The organism is Nocardia sp. CA-145437 (assembly GCF_050956485.1).
Classification (GTDB): domain Bacteria; phylum Actinomycetota; class Actinomycetes; order Mycobacteriales; family Mycobacteriaceae; genus Nocardia.
This window is the reverse complement of record NZ_CP191204.1, coordinates 7,326,399-7,349,514: the sequence shown is the minus strand read 5'-3', so window position 1 is coordinate 7,349,514 and position 23,116 is coordinate 7,326,399. Positions and strand designations below refer to the sequence as shown.

19 protein-coding genes are annotated in these 23,116 nt (G+C 70.8%); 11 read left to right on the top strand and 8 right to left on the bottom strand.

What is annotated here, in order from left to right; translation table 11 throughout:
• Positions 1 to 65: 65 nt before the first annotated feature.
• The 3 genes from ACQPYY_RS33985 to ACQPYY_RS33975 form a co-directional block, all read right to left on the bottom strand.
• The gene (locus ACQPYY_RS33985) at positions 66 to 3,965 is read right to left on the bottom strand and encodes a murein biosynthesis integral membrane protein MurJ (protein WP_433594801.1); all 3,900 of its coding nucleotides are present in this window, start codon (positions 3,963 to 3,965) and stop codon (positions 66 to 68) included.
• Between the two features lie 470 nt (positions 3,966 to 4,435).
• Positions 4,436 to 6,967, bottom strand: a complete 2,532-nt coding sequence (locus ACQPYY_RS33980) for a DUF6049 family protein (protein ID WP_433592273.1) — start codon at positions 6,965 to 6,967, stop codon at positions 4,436 to 4,438.
• The gene (locus tag ACQPYY_RS33975; RefSeq protein WP_357088536.1) at positions 6,964 to 7,518 is read right to left on the bottom strand and encodes an NUDIX hydrolase; all 555 of its coding nucleotides are present in this window, start codon (positions 7,516 to 7,518) and stop codon (positions 6,964 to 6,966) included. Before ACQPYY_RS33975 ends, ACQPYY_RS33980 begins: the two co-directional genes overlap by 4 nt.
• A gap of 172 nt (positions 7,519 to 7,690) precedes the next feature.
• Here ACQPYY_RS33975 and ACQPYY_RS33970 point away from each other — a divergent pair, with 172 nt between their 5' ends.
• Positions 7,691 to 9,169 carry a CCA tRNA nucleotidyltransferase gene (locus tag ACQPYY_RS33970; protein WP_433592272.1) on the top strand — a complete coding sequence of 493 codons (1,479 nt, stop codon included), beginning with the start codon at positions 7,691 to 7,693 and terminating at the stop codon, positions 9,167 to 9,169.
• Positions 9,170 to 9,221: 52 nt separating this feature from the next.
• On the opposite strand, the gene ACQPYY_RS33965 is transcribed toward ACQPYY_RS33970, so the two are convergent.
• Complete coding sequence (locus ACQPYY_RS33965) at positions 9,222 to 10,049, bottom strand: hypothetical protein (protein WP_433592271.1); 828 nt, start codon at positions 10,047 to 10,049, stop codon at positions 9,222 to 9,224.
• Between the two features lie 140 nt (positions 10,050 to 10,189).
• Here ACQPYY_RS33965 and ACQPYY_RS33960 point away from each other — a divergent pair, with 140 nt between their 5' ends.
• The 8 genes from ACQPYY_RS33960 (at position 10,190) to ACQPYY_RS33925 (ending at position 17,391) form a co-directional block, all read left to right on the top strand.
• Positions 10,190 to 10,603 (top strand): TOBE domain-containing protein, encoded by a 414-nt coding sequence (locus ACQPYY_RS33960; RefSeq protein WP_433592270.1) that lies wholly within the window; start codon positions 10,190 to 10,192, stop codon positions 10,601 to 10,603.
• Entirely contained in the window at positions 10,537 to 11,367 is an 831-nt protein-coding gene (modA, locus tag ACQPYY_RS33955) for a molybdate ABC transporter substrate-binding protein (RefSeq protein WP_433592269.1), read from the top strand. Before ACQPYY_RS33960 ends, modA begins: the two co-directional genes overlap by 67 nt.
• A complete protein-coding gene (locus ACQPYY_RS33950) occupies positions 11,367 to 12,134 on the top strand; it encodes an ABC transporter permease (protein WP_433592268.1) in 768 nt (255 codons plus the stop codon). Before modA ends, ACQPYY_RS33950 begins: the two co-directional genes overlap by 1 nt.
• 5 nt (positions 12,135 to 12,139) lie before the next feature.
• Positions 12,140 to 13,759 carry a DUF885 domain-containing protein gene (locus ACQPYY_RS33945; protein ID WP_433592267.1) on the top strand — a complete coding sequence of 540 codons (1,620 nt, stop codon included), beginning with the start codon at positions 12,140 to 12,142 and terminating at the stop codon, positions 13,757 to 13,759.
• Positions 13,756 to 14,874: a sulfate/molybdate ABC transporter ATP-binding protein gene (locus ACQPYY_RS33940; RefSeq protein ID WP_433592266.1), complete on the top strand. Its 1,119-nt coding sequence runs from the start codon at positions 13,756 to 13,758 to the stop codon at positions 14,872 to 14,874. The genes ACQPYY_RS33945 and ACQPYY_RS33940 overlap by 4 nt, the downstream gene beginning before the upstream one ends.
• 143 nt (positions 14,875 to 15,017) lie before the next feature.
• Positions 15,018 to 15,770, top strand: coding sequence for a LamB/YcsF family protein (locus tag ACQPYY_RS33935; RefSeq protein WP_379102943.1), 753 nt, complete (start codon positions 15,018 to 15,020; stop codon positions 15,768 to 15,770).
• A gap of 16 nt (positions 15,771 to 15,786) precedes the next feature.
• Positions 15,787 to 16,524 carry a 5-oxoprolinase subunit B family protein gene (locus ACQPYY_RS33930; RefSeq protein WP_433592265.1) on the top strand — a complete coding sequence of 246 codons (738 nt, stop codon included), beginning with the start codon at positions 15,787 to 15,789 and terminating at the stop codon, positions 16,522 to 16,524.
• A gap of 3 nt (positions 16,525 to 16,527) precedes the next feature.
• Positions 16,528 to 17,391: a biotin-dependent carboxyltransferase family protein gene (locus ACQPYY_RS33925; RefSeq protein WP_433592264.1), complete on the top strand. Its 864-nt coding sequence runs from the start codon at positions 16,528 to 16,530 to the stop codon at positions 17,389 to 17,391.
• 27 nt (positions 17,392 to 17,418) lie between these two features.
• Here ACQPYY_RS33925 and ACQPYY_RS33920 read toward each other — a convergent pair whose 3' ends face one another.
• The 3 genes from ACQPYY_RS33920 to ACQPYY_RS33910 form a co-directional block, all read right to left on the bottom strand.
• The gene (locus ACQPYY_RS33920) at positions 17,419 to 19,062 is read right to left on the bottom strand and encodes a DUF4185 domain-containing protein (RefSeq protein ID WP_433592263.1); all 1,644 of its coding nucleotides are present in this window, start codon (positions 19,060 to 19,062) and stop codon (positions 17,419 to 17,421) included.
• A 79-nt stretch (positions 19,063 to 19,141) separates the two neighbouring features.
• Positions 19,142 to 20,545, bottom strand: a complete 1,404-nt coding sequence (locus tag ACQPYY_RS33915; protein ID WP_433592262.1) for a hypothetical protein — start codon at positions 20,543 to 20,545, stop codon at positions 19,142 to 19,144.
• Positions 20,542 to 21,012, bottom strand: a complete 471-nt coding sequence (locus ACQPYY_RS33910) for an NUDIX hydrolase (protein ID WP_379271838.1) — start codon at positions 21,010 to 21,012, stop codon at positions 20,542 to 20,544. The genes ACQPYY_RS33915 and ACQPYY_RS33910 overlap by 4 nt, the downstream gene beginning before the upstream one ends.
• Before the next feature lie 281 nt (positions 21,013 to 21,293).
• On the opposite strand from ACQPYY_RS33910, the gene ACQPYY_RS33905 reads away from it, so the two are divergent.
• A complete protein-coding gene (locus tag ACQPYY_RS33905; protein WP_379102930.1) occupies positions 21,294 to 22,067 on the top strand; it encodes a pirin family protein in 774 nt (257 codons plus the stop codon).
• Positions 22,068 to 22,076: 9 nt separating this feature from the next.
• The gene (locus ACQPYY_RS33900) at positions 22,077 to 22,607 is read left to right on the top strand and encodes a DUF4190 domain-containing protein (RefSeq protein ID WP_379102928.1); all 531 of its coding nucleotides are present in this window, start codon (positions 22,077 to 22,079) and stop codon (positions 22,605 to 22,607) included.
• On the opposite strand, the gene ACQPYY_RS33895 is transcribed toward ACQPYY_RS33900, so the two are convergent.
• On the bottom strand, positions 22,585 to 23,097 hold the full coding sequence (locus ACQPYY_RS33895; protein ID WP_379102926.1) for a hypothetical protein: 513 nt from the start codon (positions 23,095 to 23,097) through the stop codon (positions 22,585 to 22,587). The two genes, ACQPYY_RS33900 and ACQPYY_RS33895, sit on opposite strands and share 23 nt — an antisense overlap.
• Positions 23,098 to 23,116: the final 19 nt, after the last annotated feature.

Genomic DNA, 23,116 nt, shown 5'->3' with positions numbered 1-23,116 from the left:
TAGCGGCCATTTGGTCCGGACCACGCGACCTGGTGGCGGTCAGCGCTCAGGAACTCGGAGGAGCGTCAGACACTTGCTTCGAAGCGGATTTCGGCGATGGCCGACTGGAACTGGCCGCCGTTGTTCGCGAGCTGCGTGATCCACAGCAGCACGTACCGGGCGGGCTGGTCGGCCCGCACCGGGATCTCGGTCATGCCGTCGCCGAGCACCGCCGACCCGACCAGCTGGGTCTGGTCGAGGGTCGGCGAGGCGGTCGGCGAGGTGCGGATCTCGACCTGCGTTCCGGGCGAAGGCGATTCGATGCTCACCTTGGTCAGCTTGGACGGGCTGCCGAGGGTGGTGAGGACGCCCACGCCCTTCTTGAGGGCCGGGAACTGCTGGAAGTAGGCGTCGCTGCGCCAGGTGGTGGTGGGGTTGTTGTCCAGCACGGCCCCGACGCTGCCCACATTGTCCGGGGTGCCCTCCGGGGAGAACACCGTCGCGCCGGTGACCGGCACCGGCACCCCACCGACGGGCGGCGCGCCGACGGGGGTCTGGGTGGCCGCGCCCGGGGCGGGCGGCGGCGTCGCCGAGGTGGTGAGGCCGATATTGCGCTGTTCGTTGAGCGGCGCGTTGGAGGAGCCGGGCGCGAACACGCTCAGCAGCCACCAGATGATGACGCCGACCACGAGCGCGGCCAGCACGCCGAGCCCGACCAGGATCCACATCATCCGCTGCGAGCGTTCCTTCTCGGCGGCGAGCAGTTCCGGATCGGCGAGGGTCTCGTCGGGTGCGCTGGGCGGCTTCTGCCCGAGCCGCAGCACGGGGATGAAGTCGGTCTTCTGGTCCACCACGGACGCCTGCTCCAGCACGTGCTGGACGGTGGCGGCGGTGCGGACGCCCTTGTTGGACTCCAGCGAGCGCACCGCGACCGCGGAGATCTCGAAGGGCACCTCGGGCCGGATGTTGCGGGGTTCCACCGGGGTTCCGTCGGGCCCGAAATCGGCCAGCGGCAGTCCGCCGACGGTGATCGCGGTGCCGGAGATGCCGCCGGGGCGGATGGGCCAGTGAGCGGTGATCAGCGCGTAGAGCATGGCGCCGAGCCCGCGCACGTCGGACTGCGCGTCGGAATCGGAGAGGGTGCCGGGGAAGGCCAGCACGGCGTCGCCGGAGGCGCTGATCCGCACCCGGTCGGGGTGGTCGATGGACAGTGAGCCGCCGCCGCGGTGCGCCATCTCGGCCGCGGCCGCCAGCGCCCGGATGGCGCGGGCCGCGCCGATCGGGGACGGCACGGTGTCGGCCATCTCCTTGAGCGAGCGGCCGGGGGTCCATTCGGCCACCACGATGCCGCCGGAGGAGCCGCGCACCACGTCCAGGACGCGGGCCAGGCCGGGCGAGTTGATCCGGCCCAGGCGCAGCGTGCGGGACAGGATGGCCTGCGGTCCGTCGTGCCCGGAGTTCTCGGTGGCCTCCTGGTCGGCGTCGACGAAGGTGAGGGCCACCTCGCGGTCGAGCTTCACGTCCAGGGCCTGCCAGAACCGCAGGCCGCGCGCGCCGCCGTGCCCGGCCAGCAGCCGGTAGCGGCCGCCCGCCACGGAGGCGCCGGGGGTCAGCTTGGGTCCGCGCTGGATCCGCTTGGTCGGCGATTCCACCCGCATGGGCGGCATCTGCGGTGAGATGGCCTCGTAGACACCGGTTTCGGGACCTGCGTGGTCCTGGTCCTCCGGTAGTTCCTGCGGTCCGCCGGATCCGCTCGTGCGGTCCGCGGATTCGGCTCTGACCCCGGGCTTTCCGCCGGCCTCGCCGACCGGAGGGGTGTCCGTGGAGAGCCCGCCGCCCGCGGCCTGTGCGGATTCGGCGCCCGGGACACCGCCCGCCGCGTCGTCGCTCACCCTCGTTCCTCCTTCGCCCTCGTATGTCGAAGACCGATATGTCGGCGCCGGGCCCGCCGCGGCGGCCTCCGGACCAGTGCGGAAGCCGCCGTCGGGGTTCCGGGCGACGTCCGGCGTGCCGCGGGAGCTGTCCGCGGGCAGGCCGGTTTGGGCAGTTGCGTTTGCCTGCCGAACAGGGTACGGGAACTCCACCTTCTCGGTGAGTTCAACCGCATCGGGTCGGATGACCGGTAGCACCATGGTCTGCGCGTCGAGGTACGGATCGAAGCGGTAGTAGTACGGCGCGGCGCGCAGGTCCGGTTTGGGCAGCAGGGTGGTCTCGTGGAGGTCCTCGAGCGGGGTGCCATCGAGGTCCAGATCCGGGGCGGGCGGCGTGAAGCCGAGCCGCCGCGACACGGCGACGGTGATGGCCACGATCTCGGGGATGCCGAGCAGGCGCATCAGCCCGAAGGCCACGCCGAACATGACGACGGCGGTGATGCCGACCCGGATGAGCGAGCCGAAGCCGCCGAAGGAGTCCGAGAGCCGGTGCAGGCCCAGCACCTTGTCCACGATGAGCAGCACCGCGCCGCCGGCCAGCGAGGCGAGCACCACGCGTGTGATGGTCTGGCCGACATTGGCCATGCGCAGATCGCCGAGGCTGCGGTGCAGCAGCCAGCCGCCGATCATCGCGCCGGTCACGAAGCCGAGCCCGCGGGCCACGCCGAGCGCGATGACCACGTGTTCGGGTGAGAAGAACACAGGCGCCAGCGCCGACAGCGTGATCTGGACGCTGGTGATGCCGAGGATGATCCAGGTGGGCGTCCATGCCTGTTCGCGGGCGTAGAAGACGCGCAGGTGGATCAGCACCAGCGCGTACGGGATCAGGTTGAACGCGGACCAGGACACGGCTTCGCCGAGGCGGGCCGCGTCGCCGCCGAAGCGGCCGTATCCGTAGATGGCCTCGCCGATCTGGGTGCCGGCGAAGGTCAGGAAGGTGACGATCGGCACCAGCGCGATCATGGTGAGCCGGGTGGCCGCGCTCAGATCGTCGACCACGGCCGGTGTGTCGTCGGCGGCGGCGTTGCGGCTGAGTCGCGGCATGATCGCGGTCAGCAGGGTCACGCCGAGCACGCCCCACGGCAGCTGCAGCAGCAGCCACGCGTTCTGGTAGATGGTCGGGCCCGCGACGTCGGCGTGCGAGGCCACGCGCAGGGTGAAGCTGAAGCCGATCTGGCTGATCAGCACGTACAGGATGATGGCCGCGGCCATGCCGCCGAACTGCTTGAGCCGGGCGTCGAGGCCCCACAGCGGCCGCAGGTCGATGCCTTCGCGCCGGATGGCGGGCAGCAGGGTGGCGACCTGGACGGCGACGCCGACGGTGGTGCCGATGCCGAGCAGCAGCAGTTTGGGTTCGCCCATCCGGACCGGGTTCAGCGTCAGCTCGCCGGGTAGCAGGGCGTAGAGCCCGAGCACCACCAGGGCGACGCAGTTGTTGAGCACGGGCGCCCAGGCGCCGGGTTTGAACACCTGGTGGGTGTTCAGGATCGCCATGAGCAGCGCCGACATGCCGTACAGCAGTACGGCGGGCACGAGCATGAAGGTCAGCGCGGTGGTGAGCGCGGAGTTGACCTTGCTGTCACTGGAGAGGAAGACGTGCTCGGTGAGCACCGGGGTCAGGATCAGCGCGATGACGGTTCCGGTGCCGAGCACGGTGAGCGCGGTGGTGAACAGCCGTCGGACGAAGGCCGCTCCCCCGTCGGCGTCCTCGCGTTCGGCGCGGACCAGGGTGGGCACCACGATGGCGGTGAGCACCGCGCCGAGCAGCAGCTCGGAGATCATGTTGGGGATGGAGCTGGCGATGGTGAAGGCGCTGGCGATGGCCGGGCCGAGCACGGTCAGCAGCAGCGCCTGTTTCGCGAATCCGGTGATGCGGCTGATCAGGGTCGCCAGCGCGAGCGAGCCGGTGTCGCGCACGAGTTTGGCGTTGGAGTTGTCCGGCTTCTCGTCGGCGCGCGGGGCGGTGACCACTGCCTGCCGGCCCGAATCGGCGTGCCGCTGCGGCCCGGTCGGCGGTCCGGGGCGCGGGGCGGCCATCGGGCGCGGATTCGACATCGGCGGTGTCGGGTAGCGCTGGCCGGGCGGCATCGAGATGGGCCCGGTTCCGGGCGCGCGGTTGCCCGCGGCGCCGGGGTGTCCCCAGTGGTAGCGCTCTTCGGGTGGGACGTGTCCGGCGGCGGGTTCGGGGCGGCCCTGCTGGGGTCGTCGCATGATGGGCCCGGATTCGCCGGGCGCGGGAACGTGTCGTTGGGGACCGGTCGGTTGACCCGGATAGGGGCGGCCCGGATTGCCCTGCGGATTACCGGGAATCGCTCGCTGTGCTCCGGAGGCGGGGCCTTGGGGTCCGCGCGGTCCGGGGCGGGGGACGCCGCGTTCCCATGGCGCGGAGGGGGCACGGCGCGCCGGCGGCGGACCGTCGGGCCCGTCCTGGCGCCCGGCCTGTCCTTCGTGATGTCCGGGGTGGCCTGCGGCCCGGCCCGATGAGTCCTCCGGTCGGCCGGATGAGCGTGGCCCGCCGTACTCGCTCACCGTGCCTCCTGTCGTTTCATGTCCCGCTTGCGTCCGCGGCCGTGCTGCTCGGGGCCGCGGGCGGCGCCGGCGTCGAACCCCTCCTCGTCGGCCGGATCGGACTGTCCGCGGAAGCGGTGCCAGAGCCGGCGACCGACCAGCAGGAGCAGGAGTGCACAGGCGCTCGCCGTAATTATTGCCAACACCTGACCGTAGGCGTTGGATCGCACCGATACCGAGACCGCGTTGCCGAGCGGCACGCCGTCCGGTGTGCTGAGTCCGATGGGAATGGCCAGGTTTCGACTGTCGGAGACCTCGGTCGGGATCTGGAAAGACCGGTTTCCCTTGGCGGGCAGCTGCTGTTCGCCGATATCGGTGATATTCGTCTCGGCCGGCGCGTTGATCTTGAACCGCACCCGGATGGCCACCGGCAGGTCGTTGCGGGCGACCAGCAGCAGCGGGCTCTGTTCGGAGGCGAGGGTGTAGACGCCGCCGGGCGGCAGCACGGTCACCGATCCGTACAGGTTGTCCATGGTTTTGGTGGTCTGGTCCAGCCGCCGCTGGGCATTGGTGTCGGCGGCGGCGCCCCCGGACCGGCGGTCGGTCAGCGACAGCACCCGGATCAGGTCGTCGCGCAGCGGGGTGAGGAAGGCGCGCGGGCTGAGTTCCTGCTGCGGCACGTCCACCAGCGCGCTCATCAGTTCGGTGATGCGCTGGCCCTGCTGGTGCACGGGTTCGGCGTAGTGCGCCGGGACCGCGTCGTCGGCGGCCTGTTCCAGATAGTCGAGCGTGTAGGGCTGCGGATCGGGCTGTTGCGCAAGCAGTTCGGTGAGCGGTCGCGGGGTGGCGAGGTTGCTGCGCAGCTGCAGGTCCAGCAGGGCGAGGACCGAGGAGGCCTCGTCCCGGTTGGCCCCCCACTGCTGCGGCGGCACCAGCAGCGCGGAGCGCGGGCGGCCGGGCTGCGGGTTGAGCGCGGTCCACGCGACGGCCCCGAGCGCGTCCTGCAACCGGGCGGCGCGGGAGTCGACGGTGACGTCGTAGCGGGCCTTGTCCGGGGTGAAGGGCGGGGTGGGCGGGTTGGATCCGATGGCGGCGAGCGCGGTGGCGGCCCAGATGTCGAAGGTGGCGGCATGCGGGGCGGCGGGTGCGGGCTGCGTGGTGGTGCCGGTGGCGGGTGGCGGGCTGACGTCGGCCAGGGTGACCACGTCGGGGGCGCCGGTTTCGGATGCGCCGCCGGGCGCCGCGGGCGGGGTCTTGGCGGTGAGCAGGTTGGAGCGGCCGTCGGCCGGTGCGACCGCGTTGTCGGCGAGCACGGTGGTGGTGAAGCCGTGGTGCGCGAAGAGTGCGGCGCCCTCGTTGTCGACGGTGCCCGCGTCCGGAATGGCCACGCCGCGCACCGATTTCACGCCGAGTACGGAGTCGACGAGGTCGGCGGGCGCGTTGAGCGCGCGGTCGGCGAGCGTGACGTCCCCGGCCGCGGCCAGCGCGTTCGGGTCGACCTGCGCGAACGGCAGTGCGGTCACGCACATTCCCGGCGCGAGTGTGCGCAGTCGTTCCAGCCACGCCTTGGCGGCCCGGCCGCCGCTACCGGACCGGGTGGGTCCTTCGGGGTCGGAGGGGCTGGCCAGCACCCGGTAGTCCCTGGTCATGTCGGACACGGTGATGAGCAGGTCGGGGTCGACGGCCAGGCAGACCGCGTTGATCAGGCTGCGGTCGCGGGCGCTGTCGGGCTTGACGATGCTCTCCAGGGCGGAGAGCAGCTGGTCGAGCCGTCCGCCCTGGGCCAGTGAGGCGGCGAGGTCGTCATCGGTGAGCAGGGCTTGCGCGTCGGGTGCGCCGGGCTGCCCGGCGACCAGCCGGGGGCGGTCGGCCAACGGCCACAGCAGGGTGGTGGCGACCGGCGGAGCGTCGACGACGGCTGGGGCGGGTTGTCCGGGAGCGTGTTTGGCGTCGGCGCCGCCGGGCACGCCGAGCACGGGCAGCAGGAAGCGGGCATCGTCGAGGCGGGCCTGGCCGCCGTAGGCGGGTTGCCCGTTCACATTGAGCAGCAGCGGGTAGACGCCGGGCGCGTCGATATTGAGCGACGAGATGCCGTCGGGCAGCTCGGTTCCGGAGTGCAGGGCGACGGTGACGCTGAACTGCTTGCGCTGCCCGGCGGTCAATCGGTCTGCGACGTCCTGGAATTCGCCGGTGACGTCGTAACTGGCCTGGTCCAGGCGCAGTGTGGTGCGCAACGCGCTGGGGTTGGTGACGGCCGCGCCGCGCTGGATGCGAACGCTGACATCGTCGACCGGCCGATCGCCGATATTGGTCACGGTGCCCGACACCACGAAGTAGGGGTCGCTGCCGGCCGTGATGGCGGTCGGTGTCACCGAATCCAGTGACAGTTTCAGGAATTTGGGTCCAGTGTTCTGTCCGCTACCGCTGCCGGTGGGTTCGGCGGCGGCAATGGGCGTGCCGATTCCCGGGCCGATTCCCAGTGACGTGAGCACCGCCAGCATTACCGCGACGAGTGACAGCAGCGTGCGCCGCGATCCCGCACGCGTCATTGTCTGCCGTTCTCCATCCGGTCGATCAGCCGGTTGGCGACCTCGGCCAGCCTGCGTTCGTCAGCGTAGGCGAGCCGGGAGTCCAGTTCGCTCAAGGGAACCCAGGCCACCTTGGTGACCTCGACGTCGGCGTCGGAGAGCTCACCGCCGAGTGAACGCATCAGGTAATGGTGCACGGTCTTGTGTACCCGCCGGCCCTCGGTGACGAACCAGTAGTCGATGCTGCCGAGTTCGGCGACCACGGTGCCGTGGATGCCGGTCTCCTCCTGGACCTCCCGGATGGCGGTCTGCTCGGAGGTCTCGCCTTCTTCGATGTGTCCCTTGGGCAGGGACCAGAGCAGGCGTCCGCGCCGGTCGGTGCGTCCGATGAGGGCGGCGCAGCGCTTCTCGCTGGGGCCGTCGAGACCGTCCACCACGAGTCCGCCCGCGGAGGTCTCGCGGACGGTGCGCATGCGCGGTTTCGCCGCGCCGGTAGCTTTCGCCGCATTACCGGCCGAACCACGCCGCCGGGGCTGGCGGCGTCGACTGTTCGCACGATCGGCCGGGGACACTGGGTCAGTCTATAGGGGAGGTCGGCTCCGCCCGCCCCAGCGCGGTGGCTCCTCTATATACAGGGCTCTCATAGCAGGTAGACACCGGTCGTGGCGCGGCACGCCGGATGCCCGCCCCGGGTCGCGGGACACTATTCGGGATTGCGCCGACGTGCGACTAAGCTGCGTCTTCGTGGTTTCGCCGAAGTCCGAGGAAGCAGCGCTCAGCCCCCCCGCGCTTGTCGACGATCGCCGTACTCGTTTGCTGGCGGCGGCAGCGATAACCCTCGGCAGGCTCTCCGATGTGCTGACTCCCCTCGGCGAACTGTTCGCCGCACACGGCCATCAGCTGTATCTGGTCGGCGGCAGCGTCCGCGACGCGGTGCTCGGCCGTCTCGGCACCGATCTGGATTTCACCACCGACGCCCGCCCCGACGTGGTGCAGGAGTTGATGCGCGGCTGGGCCGACAACCTGTGGGATACCGGCGGCCTGGCCTTCGGCACGGTGAGCGCGGCCAAGGACGGCCAGCAACTGGAGATCACCACGTTCCGCAGCGACGCCTACGATCGGGTCTCCCGCAATCCGGAGGTCACGTTCGGCGACACCCTCGAGGGTGATCTGGTGCGCCGGGACTTCACGGTCAATGCCATGGCGGTGCGGATCGGCACGCTGGGCGAGCTGGAGTTCGTGGACCCGCTGGGCGGTGTCGAGGCGCTGCTGGCCGGTGTCCTGGATACGCCTGCGCTGCCGCAGGATTCGTTCGCCGACGATCCGCTGCGCATGCTGCGCGCCGCGCGTTTCGTCTCGCAGCTGGGTTTCGAGCTGGCCCCGCGGGTGCGGGCGGCGATCGTGGAGATGGCTCCCGAGATCGACCGCATCACCGCGGAGCGGGTGCGCACCGAGCTGGACAAGCTGATCGGCGGCGAGTACCCGACCGACGGCATCGACATCATGGTCGAGACCGGTCTGGCCGAGCAGGTGCTGCCCGAGGTTCCGGCCATGCAGCTGGAGATCGACGAGCACCACCAGCACAAGGACGTCTACCAGCATTCGCTGACCGTGCTGCGCCAGGCCATCGACCAGGAGGACGGCGATCCGGACCTGGTGCTGCGCTGGGCCGCCCTGCTGCACGACATCGGCAAGCCGCCGACCAAGCGCAATGAGCCCGGCGGCGGCGTCAGCTTCCACCATCACGAGGTGGTGGGCGCGAAGATGGTGCGAAAGCGCCTGCGCGCCTTGAAGTATCCGAAGCAGTTCACCGAGGACGTGGCGCGGCTGGTGTACCTGCACCTGCGTTTCCACGGCTACGGCAAGGGCCAGTGGACCGATTCGGCGGTGCGCCGCTACGTGACCGACGGCGGTGACCTGCTTCCTCGTCTGCACAAGCTGGTTCGCGCCGACTGCACGACCCGCAACAAGCGCCGGGCCGCCGCGCTGCGCTCGACCTATGACGGGCTGGAGACGCGTATCGCGGCGCTGGCCGAGCAGGAGGATCTGGCGCGGGTGCGCCCGGATCTGGACGGCAACGCGATCATGGAGCTGCTGGATCTGAAGCCGGGCCCGGATGTCGGCAAGGCGTGGCGTTTCCTGAAGGAACTGCGCCTGGACCGCGGCCCGATGACGCGTGATGAGGCGGAGGCCGCGCTGCTCGAATGGTGGCCGACGCAATAGGTCTGAGGGGTTCGGGGGCGGAGCCCTCGAGGGTCCCGAGAGTGGGGCTCTCTCAGAAGATGATCAGGGTCGTCCCCGCGACGATGGCCGATCGGATCTGCGCGAGATCGAACGAGCCGGTGATGCCCGGCAGGTCGATGCGGAAGAACACGTGCTCGCCGACCAGTTCGGCCCGGCTGATCCGAGCCTGACTGGGCAGCCCGGTCAGCGGGATCGGGTTGAGCGTGGTGAATCGTTTGGGCGCGCGGACTTTTCGCCAGTGCGCGCGCTGCACGGTGATCGACAGGACGTTGTCGCTGACCTCGGCCGAGGCCAGCGCCCGGATCCGGCGCCGCCGGTGCCGGGCCAGGATCAGCCCGTCGTCGGCGGTTTCCAGTTCCCAGTCGGGCTGCCAGCTGTTGATCCATTCCAGCAGTGCCGCAAGGGTTATCACGCCGGTGAGGTCGAGCTGTGAGGTGCGGACCTTGGTGGGGACGCCGGGGATGAGCCGCAGCCCGTGGGCGATGACGGTCAGTTCCTCGATCGGGTGGGTGTTCCAGAGCAGGCCGGTGAGCACGGTCTTGGCCTGGAAGTGCGCGCCGCGCCGCCGCACCTTGAGTGTGTGCAGGGTGGCTCGCATATCGCTGCCGAGCAGGGTGGCGCTGACCTCCTGGCCGCCGAACTGGCTCAGGATGCCTTCGGACAGCAGGGTCATGAGGACGTCGGGCATCAGCGCGGTGACGGTTCCGGACCCGAGGTCGGCGGCCGGTTCGAGCCAGGCGCTGGTGAAGCTCGTCCACTGCTCCACCCAGACCTGGTCGAACAAGCGTCTTCCGAGGTCCATGCCCAGGTCCACCGCGCGCAGGGGTGACCAGGCCTTCGGATCGAAATACGTGGCCATGATTGCTTCGAGCGTACTGGCCGCCGGCGGCGACACCAGCGGCGCGAAGGTGAACAGGAACACTCGGAGACCTCTTGTCATCCGTACTTGCGGATGGATTGGATTGATATCTCCGTAGTTGCGGCTATATTCTTCCTGTCATGCCCGAAATACGGATTCGTGACGCCGCGCAGCTGCTCGGCGTCAGCGACGACACGGTGCGCCGCTGGATCGACGGCGGCGTGTTGTCCGGCCGCAAGGACGAGTCCGGTCGCCTGGTGGTGTACGGCGGGGAGCTCGCGGAATTGGCTGTCGAGCAGGCCCGCACGCCGCAGACCCGGATGGGTAGCGCCAGTTCGGCGCGCAATCGGTTTCCGGGACTGGTCACCAGAGTGGTGGCCGATACCGTGATGGCACAGGTGGAGATGCAATGCGGACCGTTCACAGTGGTGTCGTTGATGAGCAGCGAGTCGGTGCGCGAGCTGGGGCTGCAGCCCGGCAGCGTGGCGTGGGCGAGCGTCAAGGCGACCACCGTCGTGGTGGAGACGGCGACCGAAGCCGGTGGCGCGGCCTAGGTTTCAAGTCCGGCGCGGCCTTCTCCGCCACCGCCGTCCTGGGCGCGGGCCTGCTCGCGGGGTGCGGGTCCTCGTCGGACAGCACCGAGACCAAGACCGTCACCGTGTTCGCGGCCGCGTCCCTGAAGCAGGTGTTCATCCAGCTGGGCACCCAGTACGAGTCCGCGCACCCGGGGACGAAGGTGACGTTCTCCTTCGCCGGTTCCTCGGATCTGGTGGCGCAGTTGAATCAAGGCGCGCCCGCCGACGTCTTCGCCTCCGCGGACCAGAACAATATGGACAAGGCGGTGAAGGGCGGCAGGATCACCGACAAGCCGCAGACTTTCGCCACCAATGTGCTGACCATCGTGACGCCGCCCGGTAATCCGGCGCATGTCACTGCGCTGGCCGACCTGTCGCACGCGGGTCTGCGACTGGTGGTGTGCGCGCCGCAGGTGCCGTGCGGTTCGGCCACCAAGAAGGTGACCGCCGATGCCGGAGTGGCGATTTCGCCGGTGAGTGAGGAGTCCTCGGTGACCGACGTGCTGGCCAAGGTGACCTCGGGTCAGGCCGACGCCGGGCTGGTCTACGTCACCGACGCGGCGGGCGCGGGCGCCAAGGTCACCACCGTGAACTTCCCCGAATCCGCCAAGGCCGTGAACACCTACCCGATCGCGGCGGTGGCGGATTCCAAGAACGCTGCCGCGGCGAAGGACTTCGTCGCCCTGGTCACCGGACCGGACGGTCGGAAGGCGTTGCAGCAGGCCGGTTTCGGGCAGCCGTGATGCGTCTCCCGGTCTGGTTGCTGCTGCCGGCGGCCATCGGCTTCGTGCTGGTGGCCGGCCCGCTGGTGGCCCTGACCGGGGCGGTGGACTGGTCGCACTTCTTCGGCCTGATCACCTCGGAGTCCTCGCGGGTGGCGCTGGAGCTGAGCCTGCGCACCGCGCTGGCCGCCGCCGTGTTGTGCGTCCTGCTGGGCGTGCCCATGGCGGCGGTGCTGGCCCGGGTCCGGTGGCGGGCGATGCCGGTGCTGCGCGCACTGGTGTTGCTGCCCTTGGTATTACCGCCGGTGGTGGGTGGTCTGGCGCTGCTGTATCTGTTCGGACGGTACGGTCTGGTGGGCCGCGAGCTGGAGTCGCTCGGCATCCGCATCGCGTTCAGCACGACGGCGGTGGTGCTGGCGCAGACGTTCGTCGCGCTGCCGTTCCTGGTGATCACGCTGGAGGGCGCGATGCGCACCGCGGGCGACCGGTACGAGCGGATCGCGGCCACCCTGGGCGCGCGGCCGTCGGTGGTGTGGTGGCGGGTGACCTTGCCGCTGCTGCGCCCGGCCTTGGTGTCGGGGACGGTGCTGGCGTTCGCGCGGGCGCTGGGCGAGTTCGGCGCGACCCTCACCTTCGCGGGCAGTCTGCAGGGCCGGACCCGCACCCTGCCGTTGGAGATCTATCTGCAACGGGAGTCCGATCCGGATGCCGCGGTGGCGCTTTCGCTGCTGCTGGTGCTGGTCGCCGCGGTGATCGTGCTGGTCGCGTACCGGCGAACGCTAACGTGACCACCATGTCGCCGATCTTCGCCTCCCGTGCCGAGCGCATCGTCGATGCGCTGCTGACCGCCGATCCGCACCCGGCCGCCGAGGTCGGCGATCATCGCGCCGATGGCCGGTTGCCGGATCTGTCGCCGGGTGCGGTGGCCGAGCGGGTCGCCCTGCTGCGCGACGCCTCGCACACGCTGGCCGAGGTGGATCCCGACGATCTCGCGCCGCAGGACGGCGTCGATCTGGCGTTGCTGCAGCAGCGGGTCGACGGCCTGCTCTTCGAGCTCACCGAGATCCGTGAGCACGAGTGGAATCCGCTGGTGCACAATCCCGGTCCGCTCCTGCATCACCTGATCGCCCGCCCGTTCGCTCCCGCCGAGGTGCGGCTGGAGGCGTTGCGCGCCCGGCTCACCGCGCTCCCGGACGCACTGGCCACGGCGCGCGCGGTGCTCGGTGACATGCCGAGCGTCCATGTCGGGACCGCGATCGGCCAGTTCGACGGGGTGGCCGCGCTGGTGCGCGACCAGGTGCCGGCGCTGGCCGCCGAGGCGCCCGGGTTCGCGATCGAACCCGCCGCCACCGGAGCGGTGTCGGCGCTGAGGGAGTTCACCTCCTGGCTGGGCGGTCGCCTCGACGGCGCGGACCGTGACCCGCGCCTGGGCCGTCGCCTGTGGGAGGCCAGGCTCTGGCACACCCTCGACACCGAACTGGGCTCGCGGGAGATCCTGGACCGCGCCCACCGTCATCTCGAGCGGCTGACCGGCGAGATCCGTTCGGCGGCGGGCGAACTGCTCGGCGTCGCGAACCCCGACGATGACACCGTGCGCCACGCGCTGGAGCGGGTGTCGGCCGAGCGCCCGTCGAACGAGACGGTGGTGGCCGTGGCCGCCGACGCGCTCGCCGAGGCCACCGCCTTCGTCCGGGAGCACGACCTGGCGTCGCTGGTCGAGGACCCCCTGGTGATCCAGGAGATGCCGGAATTCGCGCGCGGGGTGGCCGTGGCCTACTGCGATTCGGCGGGTCCGCTCGAAACCGCCGAGCTCCCCACCTTCTTCGCCATCGCCCCGACCCCGGAGGACTGGTCGCCGGAGCGGGCGACGTCGTTCTATCGCGAATACAACGACCACATGATGCGCAATCTGACCGTGCACGAGGCCATGCCCGGTCACTATCTCCAGTTGGCGCGGGCTCGCCGCTTCCGCGGTTCGACCGCGGTCCGCGCGTTGTGCGCGAGCGGGACGTTCATCGAGGGCTGGGCCGTCTACACCGAGAAACTCATGGCCGACACCGGTTTCGGCGGGCTCCCGGTCCGGTTGCAGCAGTTGAAGTCCCACCTCCGCATGACCATCAACGCCATCCTGGACCAGTCGGTGCACTGTGACGCCATGACCGAGTCCGAGGCCATGCGCTTGATGCTCGACCGCGGCTTCCAGGAGGAGGGCGAGGCCGTCGGCAAATGGCGTCGCACCCTGCTCACCTCCACCCAGCTCTCCACCTATTTCGTCGGCTACACCGAGGTGGCCGCCCTGGCCGCCGCGCGCCCCGCCGCGACTCCCCTGCGGGACTGGCACGACGCGATGCTCGCGCACGGCTCCCCCGCGCCCCGCCACCTGGGCGCCCTGCTGGGAGAGCTGACGCCGTGACCGGGCTCGAGGTGTCCGCCCGGCTGCACGAGCGGGATGTCCAGGTGGCCGTGGAGGTTCCGGCCGGTGCGGTGCTGGCGGTCCTCGGCCCCAATGGCGCGGGCAAGTCGAGTCTGCTGGATGTGGTCGCGGGCCTGGCCGTTCCGGACGAGGGATATGTCCGGCTCGACGGGCGTGCGCTGACCGATACCTCGAAACGTCTTGCGGTGCCGCCGCATCAGCGGGGTGTATCCCTGCTGGCGCAGGATGCCCTGCTGTTCCCGCATCTGTCGGTGGAGGCGAATGTCGCGTTCGGCCCCCGGAGCCGCGGCATGCGCGGCAAGGCCGCGGTGGCGCTCGCGCGGGAGTGGTTGCGGGCGGTCGAGGCGGAGGACCTGGCGAACCGTTCGCCCGATTCCCTGTCGGGCGGTCAGGCGCAGCGGGTGGCCCTGGCCCGTGCACTGGCCGTGCATCCGCGGGTGCTGCTGCTGGACGAACCCATGGCGGCCTTGGATGTGACCGCGGCCCCGGCCATGCGGGCGTTGTTGCGCAAGGTGCTGCGCCCGCACGGTGCGGACGCCGCCTTCGCCGACGCGCGTCCCACGGCCACGATTCTGGTCACCCACGACATCATCGACGCGGTCACCCTGGCGGATCGGGTCGTCGTGATCGAGTCCGGCCGGGTCATCGAATCCGGTTCCGTCACCGAGGTTCTCGCGCGTCCGCGCAGCCGTTTCGCGGCCCGGATCGCCGGGGTGAACCTGATTCTCGGTACGGCGGTGGCCGGTGACAGTGCGGGGCTGGGCGCCGTGACGGACGGGCGCGCCGAGGTTTTCGGCCGGGCCGAGGACGAGTGGACGCCAGGTGGCGACGCCGCGGCGGTGTTCTCGCCCGCCGCGGTGGCGGTACATCGGGACCATCCGGAGGGCAGTCCCCGCAATGTGTTCCGGGTGACCGTGTCCGAGCTGGAGGATCACGGCGGGATCGTGCGGGTACGCGCGATGGACGGCCCGGGGGCGGCCGCGGGCCTGGCGGCCGATCTGACCCCGGCCGCCGTGGCCCGGCTGGGCGTGGCCCCCGGTATGCGGGTGTATTTCGCGGTGAAGGCGACCGAAGTGGACGTCTACGCGTATTGACGTCTACGCGTATTGACGCCGGCAGCGCCGCCGGAACCGGCCGCACGGCGCTGTGATCCATGACACAGTTTCTGTCGTGACATTCTTGTCGCCGGATGCGGGCGCGCCCACAATCGGATCACGACGACAGCGGGAGGACGCGGATGACGCTGGATCTGAACAGCGACCTCGGCGAGGGTTTCGGCGACTGGGCCATGGGCGATGACGCCGCCATGCTGGACGTGGTCACCAGCGCGAACATCGCCTGCGGCTTCCATGCGGGCGATCCGGCCATCATGCGCCGCACCTGTGCCCTGGCCGTGGAGAAGGGTGTCCGGATCGGCGCGCACGTGGGCCATCGCGATCTGGCCGGGTTCGGCCGCCGCGCCATCGCCGTCACCCCGGCCGACCTACGGGACGAGACGCTGTATCAGATCGGCGCGCTGGCTGGCTTCGCCGTCGCGGCCGGGGACCGGGTTCGCTACGTGAAACCCCATGGCGCGCTGTATCACCAGGCGGCGGCCGACCGGGCGCTGGCCGACGCGATCGTCGCGGCGCTGCGTGACTTCGACACCGCTCTGGCCCTGCTGGGCCCGGCGGGCACGGAACTCGAGCACGCGGCCGCGGCCGCCGGAACTCCGTTCGTCGGTGAGGGTTTCGCCGATCGCGCCTACACGCCGGAGGGTCTGCTCGCCCCGCGCGGGCTGCCGGGCGCCGTGCTCGGCGCGGACGCGGCGGTGGCCCAGGCGCTGTCGATCGCGCGGGACGGCAAGGCGGCGGCCGTGGACGGCGGCACGGTGGCGGTGACGGCGGCCAGCATCTGCGTGCACGGCGACACTCCGGCGGCGGTCGAGATGGCCCGCCGGATCCGCGCGGCGCTCGACGAATCCGGCACGCCCGTCCGGGCTTTCACCTGACCGGGGATGATGCGCCATGACCGATCCTGGACAGATCGACGCCGCCGGCGAGGTGCGGGCGGCGGGTGACCGTGCGCTGCTGGTGATTCCACCGCTGCACGCCCTGGTCGCCGAGCTGGTGTCCGCGCTGGAGCCGCGGCCGCGCGGCGTGCTGGATGTGCTGCCCGCCGCCGAAACCGTGCTGGTGACCCTGGATTCGCCGCGGTCGCTGGAGCCGGTGCGAAAGCGCTTGCTGGCCTTGCTGAACCGGCTCGACACGGCGGCCCGGGTCGGCGCCGGTGATCGGCGGTCACCGGCGAGGCCTTCCACCGTCGACGGCTGGAGTCGGGAGGACGTCGTGGGCGATCGTGGTGAGCGGGCCGCGCCACGCGAACCGGTCGTGATCCCCGTCCGCTACGACGGCGAGGATCTGCCCGAGGTCGCGCGTCTGCTCGGCCTGTCCGAGACCGAGGTCGTCGCCCAGCACACCGGGACCGTATGGCGTTGCGCCTTCGTGGGTTTCGCACCCGGCTTCGGCTATCTGGAATCACCCGACGCCCGGCTGACCGTGCCGCGGCGCACCCAATCGCGGACCGCGATCCCGGCGGGCGCGGTGGCCCTGGCGGGCGGCTATTCGGCCGTCTACCCGCGCCGCAGCCCGGGCGGGTGGCAGTTGATCGGCACCACCGATTCATCGATGTGGGATGTGGACCGGGATCCGCCCGCCCTCGTGCGCGCGGGGACGCCGGTCCGGTTCGTCGACGCGGGGAGGTAGGTCATGAGCGCATTGCGGGTCGATCGGGTGGGGCCGCTGGCCACCATTCAGGATCTGGGCCGTCCGGGCTGGTTCGACTCGGGGGTGGGCGCGGCCGGGGCCGCGGACCGGGCCTCGCTACGGCTGGCGAATCGACTGGTCGGCAACTCCGAGGGCGCCGCGGGCATCGAGGTGCTGCTGGGCGGGCTGGAACTCGTGGCCCAGCGGCATGTCACGGTGGCGGTGACCGGCGCGTCCGCCCCCGTCACCGTCGACGACCGCCCGATGGGCACGGCCTGTGTGCTGGAAATCGAGGAGGGCCAACGGCTTCGGCTGGGGCTCGCCGCCACCGGCCTGCGCAGCTATGTGGCGGTGCGCGGCGGGATCGAGGTCTCGCCGGTGCTGGGTTCCCGCAGCCGCGACACCCTCTCCGGCATCGGCCCCGAACCCCTGCGCCCGGGTGACCTGCTGCCGGTGGGCCCGCCACCGCGCGCGCTGCCGATCGTCGATGTCGCGCCGGTTCCGGCGCTGGGCAACGACCTGCTCACCGTGCGCGCGGTGCCCGGCCCGCGCGCCGACTGGTTCACCGATGCCGCAGCGCTTTTCGCGGGCGAGTGGACGGTGTCCCCGGACACCGACCGGATCGGCGCACGGCTGGACCGGCGGCGCGGGCCCGCGTTGCAGCGCAGCGTCGCCGGCGAATTGCCCACGGAGGGTATGGCCTTGGGCTCGGTGCAGGTGCCGCCCAGCGGTCAGCCCGTGGTCTTCCTCGCGGATCACCCGATCACCGGGGGCTACCCGGTGATCGCGGTGGTGGTGGACGCCGACGTGGACACGGTGGCGCAGGCCAGGCCCGGGCAGCCGCTGCGCTTCCGCCGCATCGAGTGACCGTGCGCCTGCACGGATTCCACCGCACTACTTCAGTTTCGCGTGCATGAGGTACACGTTGTAGCTGTTCCACGCCGACATGGTGAAGTACAGATCGTTCCCCCTCGACCAGGGATGAATGAATCCGCCGTAAGTGGTGGGATATTCGCGGGTGTCGACCAGTGTCACCGGATCGGTCCACGTCCCTTGCGGTTCGGCGGCGGTGCGCAGCACCAGCGCCCCCCGGTCGAGGTCCAGGTACAGCATCTGCCACCGCCGCGTCGACGCGTCGTACCGCACCGACACCTCCCCCGCGGTCCCGGAAACCACCGGCGTGGCGAGCAATTCGTCGGGTCCGAACGCGGGCACCCAGGTGTTGCCGATCCAGTACTGGTACGCGGACTTGTTGAGCACCTGATCGCTGGGCACCCGGGCCAGCGCGATGGTGCCGAACCGGCCGTTGGGCGTGCCGAACATGTAGGCGTACCCGTCGTGCGGGGTCATCGCCGTGACCTGGAACCGCCCGAGTCCGAAAACATTGTCCCAGCGCGCCCATTCGGATTTGGTCCAGGTGTCGCCGCTGTCGTCGGACCAGGCCAGCCCGCCCAGAGTGGTCCACCACATGCCCGGCTTCAGGCGGCTCCATCGCGCCACCGACATATAGGTCAGGTACTGCCGGCCGTGCAGCGCGAATCCCGAGGTGGGAATGGTGGTGATCTCGAAGTTGTCGACCTTGCGGCTGGCCAGGATCTCGGCGGCGTGGCAGCGGCTGTCCTGGGCGAAGGTATCCAGCACCAATCCTTTGGACAGATCGCGTTCGGTGCTGAAGGCGATGGCGTTGCTGCGCCAGTCCTGGTCCCCGGTGCCCGCCCCGACCGGCTCCCAGCCCTTGCCGAAGGTGTCGCCGAACACGACGGCGATCCGCCCGGGCTCGGTTTCCCACATCAGGCCGAGGTCCGTGCCGTCGACCGACCAGCGCATGTCGGTGCGGTTGCTGGACCCGTGCCCGGTCACCTGGTTCACCAGCTCCAGCTCGTCGAGTGCGACAGGAGCGACGGGCGCGGCGACCGGCGCGGGCGCCAGGGACGGCACGGCCGGTGCGGGCTGCGGCTGTGGTGCGGGGGGCTCCCCGCCGGGGATCGGGATCGGGATGGTCTCGGGGACCTGATCGATCTGGAGCCGCGGCAATGGGATTCCGCCCGATCCGCTGTTTGCCGGCGGCGGGGGCGCGGGTTCGGGCGGCGGCTCGGTGGCGGGCGGCGCGCCGGTGGCGTCCTCGTCGTCGCCCGGTTCGGCGGGTTCGGTCTCGGGCGGGAGGTTCTCGGGCCGCGGGCTCTGGTCGGTGCGAATGTCCGGGCACGGGTTGATGCACGGGTCCGCGGGCAGTGGCGGCGGGTCGATGCGGGTGTTGTTCTGCCGGGGTCCGGGGATCGGGACCGGCGTGAACTTCGGGACCGGGAGCTGGATGTGGATGGTGGTGTCCACGGGTGGCGGTGGCGGTGGCGGCAGGTCCGGATTCGGTTCTCGGGCCAGCGGATCGAATCCCGTTTCGCCGCAGGCGTTCAGCGGCGGCGGGGCCCAGGGCGCCAGGGCGTTCGCGGTGGCGGGCACGCCGGGCAGCATCATGACCCCGGCCATCGCCAGGCTGGAGAGTGCCAGTGCCGCAGGTGCTTCGGAGCGCCGCGCAGTCATTGAATCCACGGTATCGGGCCCGGCCGGATCCGACAGAGCGCTGCCGCGTGTCGCCGGGCCGGTGTGATCGAGCCGATACCTATGCCGCGGACGGACCCGTCCGTCGCCGGGAATTCGCCCCGATGGCGACGATTCCGCAGGCGTAGACGGCGGCCGCGGCCACCACCACCGCGGGGGAGCGCCCGTCCGCCGGGATCAGCAGCGCGGTCCCGGCCAGGGCCAGCACGAAGGTGATGTTGAAGATCGTGTCCTGCAGCGCGAACACCTGGCCGCGGTGGGTGTCGTCGATCTCGATCTGCATGGCCGCGTCGCCGGTCAGCTTGATGACCTGCCCGGCCAGCCCGAGCAGGAAGGCCGCCGCGAGCAGCAGCAGTTCCGCCCGCCGCTCGGTCCCGCCGGTGGCGACGGTGATGGGCGTGACCAGGGTCAGCTGCACGATGATCGCGGCCACCAGGCAGCTCACCACGGTGCGCGGGCGGCCCAGCCGCGGAATCAGGAACGGCGCCACCACGGCCGCGGTCACCAGTCCCGCCCCGGTCGCGGTGATGGCCGCGCTGAACTTGGCGAGGTGGATGCCGACCGCGGACTCGTCGCCGCGGCGCAGTGCCAGCACCATGAGCAGGGTGTCCGCGCCGAACACGATGCGGTGCGCGCCGATCCCGAGGAACGCGGTGGTCACGTCCCGTGACCCCCAGGCCGCGGTGGCGCCCCGGCGCAGTCCGGCGGCGATGGCCCGTACGGTGGCGAGCCCGCCCACAGTGTCGCCGGTGGGCCCGCCCACAGTGTCGCCGGTGGGCCCGCCCACGGTGTCGCCGGGGGGCCCGTCCCGGTCGGGACCCAGTGCCCGGGGCCGGAATCCGGCCACCACGAGCCCGCTCACGATCGAGCCCGAGGCGCTGGCGGCGGTCGCGACCGCGGAGGCGAAGTCACCCGCCCCGATCACGCCGATGAGCGAGAACCCCAGGCCCGCGCCGAGAATCGCGCACCCGGACGCCACCGTCGCCAGCACCGAGTTCATCGGGACCAGCCAGCGCTGGGACAGCACCTTGGGCAGGGACGCGGACACGCCCGCGCCGACGAAGCGGCTCACCCCGACGACGGCCAGCGCGCCCAGCAGGAGCGGCGTGGCCCGGATCCCGGCCAGCAGCCCGGCGGCGGTCGCCACGATGAGCACGGCCCGCAGCAGGTTGGCGTACAGCAGCACCCGGCGGCGGTCCCAGCGGTCGAGCAGCGCGCCCGCGAACGGTCCGATGATCGAATACGGCAGCAGCAGCGCGGCGAAGCCCCCGGCGATGGCCAGCGGATCGGTCTGCCGCTCGGGGTTGAACAGGATCGCGCCGGACAACGCGGCCTGGAACATGCCGTCGCCGAACTGCCCGGTGAGCCGGACCATGGTCAGGCGCAGGGTGCCCGGGTTCTCGCGCAGCGCGGCCGTCACCGCGGCGAGCCGGGTGCGCGGCTCGGCGGGCGGGGGCGCGGTCACCGGGACGGGTGCGTGGTCACCAGGGCGAACACGGCGGCGCGCATGTCATCGGCCATGGGCAGGTTGTCGACGGTGTCGGAATCGATCCACTGGTAGTGGTCGTGTTCGAGGGGGTCGAGCCGGATCTCGCCGGGTTCGGCCTCGACCACGAAGCTGTATTTGCGGACCCGCGACTTGGTGCGGGTGGCGTAGTCGAAGCCGCCCAGCACATCGGTGATGTTCACGACCCGCAGCCCGGTCTCCTCGAACAGCTCGCGGGCCACGCAATCGGCGAAGGTCTCCCCCGATTCCACGCCACCGCCCGGCAGTTCCCACATCCCCGCGTGCGAGCCTTCCTCGACACGCCGTACGACCAGGAGTTTGCCGTCCCGGAAGACGGCCACGCCCATGACGAAATGAGCGATCCCCTCGCTCTCGGCCTGCTGCCGGAGTTCACGCTCGATGCCCGCGAGTACCTCGGGTCGCATCCCCCTGCTCTCCCTCCCGTTTCGCTTGCGGCACATCATGATACGGTCGCCGACCGAAACCCGCTGATGGTCGGGGCGGGATCCGGGAACATGGCGACCGGGCGCCCGGACAATCGCCGGGCATTTGCCCGGGCCGATTGCCGGAAGCGTAGTACCTGGTCGGCGGCAGGTGGGGCAGCGCTGCCCGCACGCTAGAATTTAACCCGGAATTCAAGTTGGGCCGCTGTATCGGCCCCTACCCTGGAATCCGATCGGTGCTCGCCGGTGAGAGGAGTACGGCGGTGTCCACCCTCACGACACCACACATCGATATCCATCGTGGCGGCGACCGCATGAAAACCCGTGTGGCGTGGCTGGATTCGAAGCATTCTTTCTCCTTCGGAGAACACTACGATCCCGACAACACCCATCACGGCCTGCTGCTGGTCAACAACGAGGACATCGTCCTGCCCGGCGAGGGGTTCGAGACCCATCCGCACCGGGACATGGAGATCGTCACCTGGGTGTTGAGCGGCAGCCTGGTGCATCAGGATTCTCTGGGCCACAACGGCGTCATCTACCCGGGCCTGGCCCAGCGGATGAGCGCCGGCACCGGCATCCTGCACTCGGAGAAGAATGACTCCTGGCGGCTCAGCAATGCGCCCGAACACCAGGAGCCGGTGCATTTCGTGCAGATGTGGGTGGTGCCCGACGACTCCGGACTGACCCCCGGCTACCAGCAGCTGGAGATCGACGCCGAACTCGCGAGCGGCGACTTGGTCACGGTGGCCTCCGGCCTGCCCCGCTACCGCGACCGCACGGCCATCGCCATCGCCAGCAGTCATTCCGCCATGCACGTGGCCCGGATGCCCGGCGAGGGCGCCGAGATCCGCCTACCCGAGGCCCCCTACCTGCACGTTTTCGTCGCACGCGGCGAGGTGGAGATGGAGGGCGCGGGGACCCTGTACGAGGGTGACGCGGTCCGGCTGGCTCGCAGTGGCGGCCAGCGGGTCACGGCCAACCTGCCGTCGGAGATCCTGGTGTGGGAAATGCATGCCCGGCTCGGCGGGCAATAGCATCGTCCTATGAATCAGTACCCGCCGCCGGACCAGTACGGTCAGTACCCGCCGCAAGGGCAGCCGGGGAACTACCCGCCGGGTGCGTACCCGCCGCCGGGCAACTATCCGCCGCCGGGCGGTGGGCAGTACTGGCAGGAGTCGCCGCAGCGCAAGGGCATGGCGATCACCGCCCTGGTGTTCGGCGTCATCGGTCTGCTGACGTTCTGGACCGTCCTGTTCACCATCGTCGGCGTGATCTGCGGCGTGGTGGCCATCGTGCTGGGCCTGATCGCGGTGATGAAGGCCCGCCGCGGGACGGCCGGCGGCTTCGGGATGGCGCTGGCGGGCGCGATCATGGGTGTGATCAGCCTGATCGGCGGCGTGGTGATCGGCGTGCTGGTGTGGACGGTGTTCAAGGACACCGGCGCCACCGACTTCCTGGACTGCGTCCGCGACGCGAACGGCGATCAGGCCAAGGTCGATCAGTGCCAGCGCGAGTTCGATCAGCGGCTGGAGGACAAGTTCAGCGTGACGCTCACACCGGTTCCGACGCGCTGACGCCGCCGGTAGTGGATCCCGCTGCCCCCGGGTGGCATTCGCGTACGGCGGCCAGCACTTCCGACAGTTCCGGGCGAAAGTCCCCTTCGGGCGGGTGAATCCAGGTGCGGTAGGCGTTGTGCTCGTCGGTGGGTGAGGGCAGCACGATGGTGCTGCCGGGCTGCGCTACGGCCGCGCAATCTCGGAACAGGTCCGAGAACAGCGCCATGTCGAGATACGAATCGTCGCTGGGCCCGGTGAGGAAGGTCCAGCGGCCGGAGCGCGGATGGGCGATGACCGGACCGCGGCGCTGTCGCGCGGTGAGCTGGTCGCGGACCCTGCGGCCCAGCTCGGCGGGCATGGTCACGGCGCTGACGGCCCCGACCTCCAACATGATTCGGCCCAGCGTCGAATCCACCACGCCGTATAGCCCGTGTTCCTTGCGGTAACGTCTGCACCGGGCCAGCGCTTCCTGGGTGGCGGTGTACGTCGACGGGTCCAGCGCGCTCATGGCGAACCTCCTGCTACCG

Excerpts from the sequence above, each read along its gene's own strand:
- ACQPYY_RS33950 (WP_433592268.1), top strand. The coding sequence starts at position 11,367 with ATGCGTCTCCCGGTCTGGTTGCTGCTGCCGGCGGCCATCGGCTTCGTG.
- ACQPYY_RS33960 (WP_433592270.1), top strand. The coding sequence starts at position 10,190 with ATGCCCGAAATACGGATTCGTGACGCCGCGCAGCTGCTCGGCGTCAGC.
- ACQPYY_RS33985 (WP_433594801.1), bottom strand. The coding sequence starts at position 3,965 with ATGTCGAATCCGCGCCCGATGGCCGCCCCGCGCCCCGGACCGCCGACC.
- ACQPYY_RS33920 (WP_433592263.1), bottom strand. The coding sequence starts at position 19,062 with ATGACTGCGCGGCGCTCCGAAGCACCTGCGGCACTGGCACTCTCCAGC.
- ACQPYY_RS33935 (WP_379102943.1), top strand. The coding sequence starts at position 15,018 with ATGACGCTGGATCTGAACAGCGACCTCGGCGAGGGTTTCGGCGACTGG.
- ACQPYY_RS33930 (WP_433592265.1), top strand. The coding sequence starts at position 15,787 with ATGACCGATCCTGGACAGATCGACGCCGCCGGCGAGGTGCGGGCGGCG.
- ACQPYY_RS33945 (WP_433592267.1), top strand. The coding sequence starts at position 12,140 with ATGTCGCCGATCTTCGCCTCCCGTGCCGAGCGCATCGTCGATGCGCTG.
- ACQPYY_RS33925 (WP_433592264.1), top strand. The coding sequence starts at position 16,528 with ATGAGCGCATTGCGGGTCGATCGGGTGGGGCCGCTGGCCACCATTCAG.
- ACQPYY_RS33910 (WP_379271838.1), bottom strand. The coding sequence starts at position 21,012 with ATGCGACCCGAGGTACTCGCGGGCATCGAGCGTGAACTCCGGCAGCAG.
- ACQPYY_RS33980 (WP_433592273.1), bottom strand. The coding sequence starts at position 6,967 with ATGACGCGTGCGGGATCGCGGCGCACGCTGCTGTCACTCGTCGCGGTA.
- ACQPYY_RS33895 (WP_379102926.1), bottom strand. The coding sequence starts at position 23,097 with ATGAGCGCGCTGGACCCGTCGACGTACACCGCCACCCAGGAAGCGCTG.
- ACQPYY_RS33900 (WP_379102928.1), top strand. The coding sequence starts at position 22,077 with ATGAATCAGTACCCGCCGCCGGACCAGTACGGTCAGTACCCGCCGCAA.
- ACQPYY_RS33965 (WP_433592271.1), bottom strand. The coding sequence starts at position 10,049 with ATGGCCACGTATTTCGATCCGAAGGCCTGGTCACCCCTGCGCGCGGTG.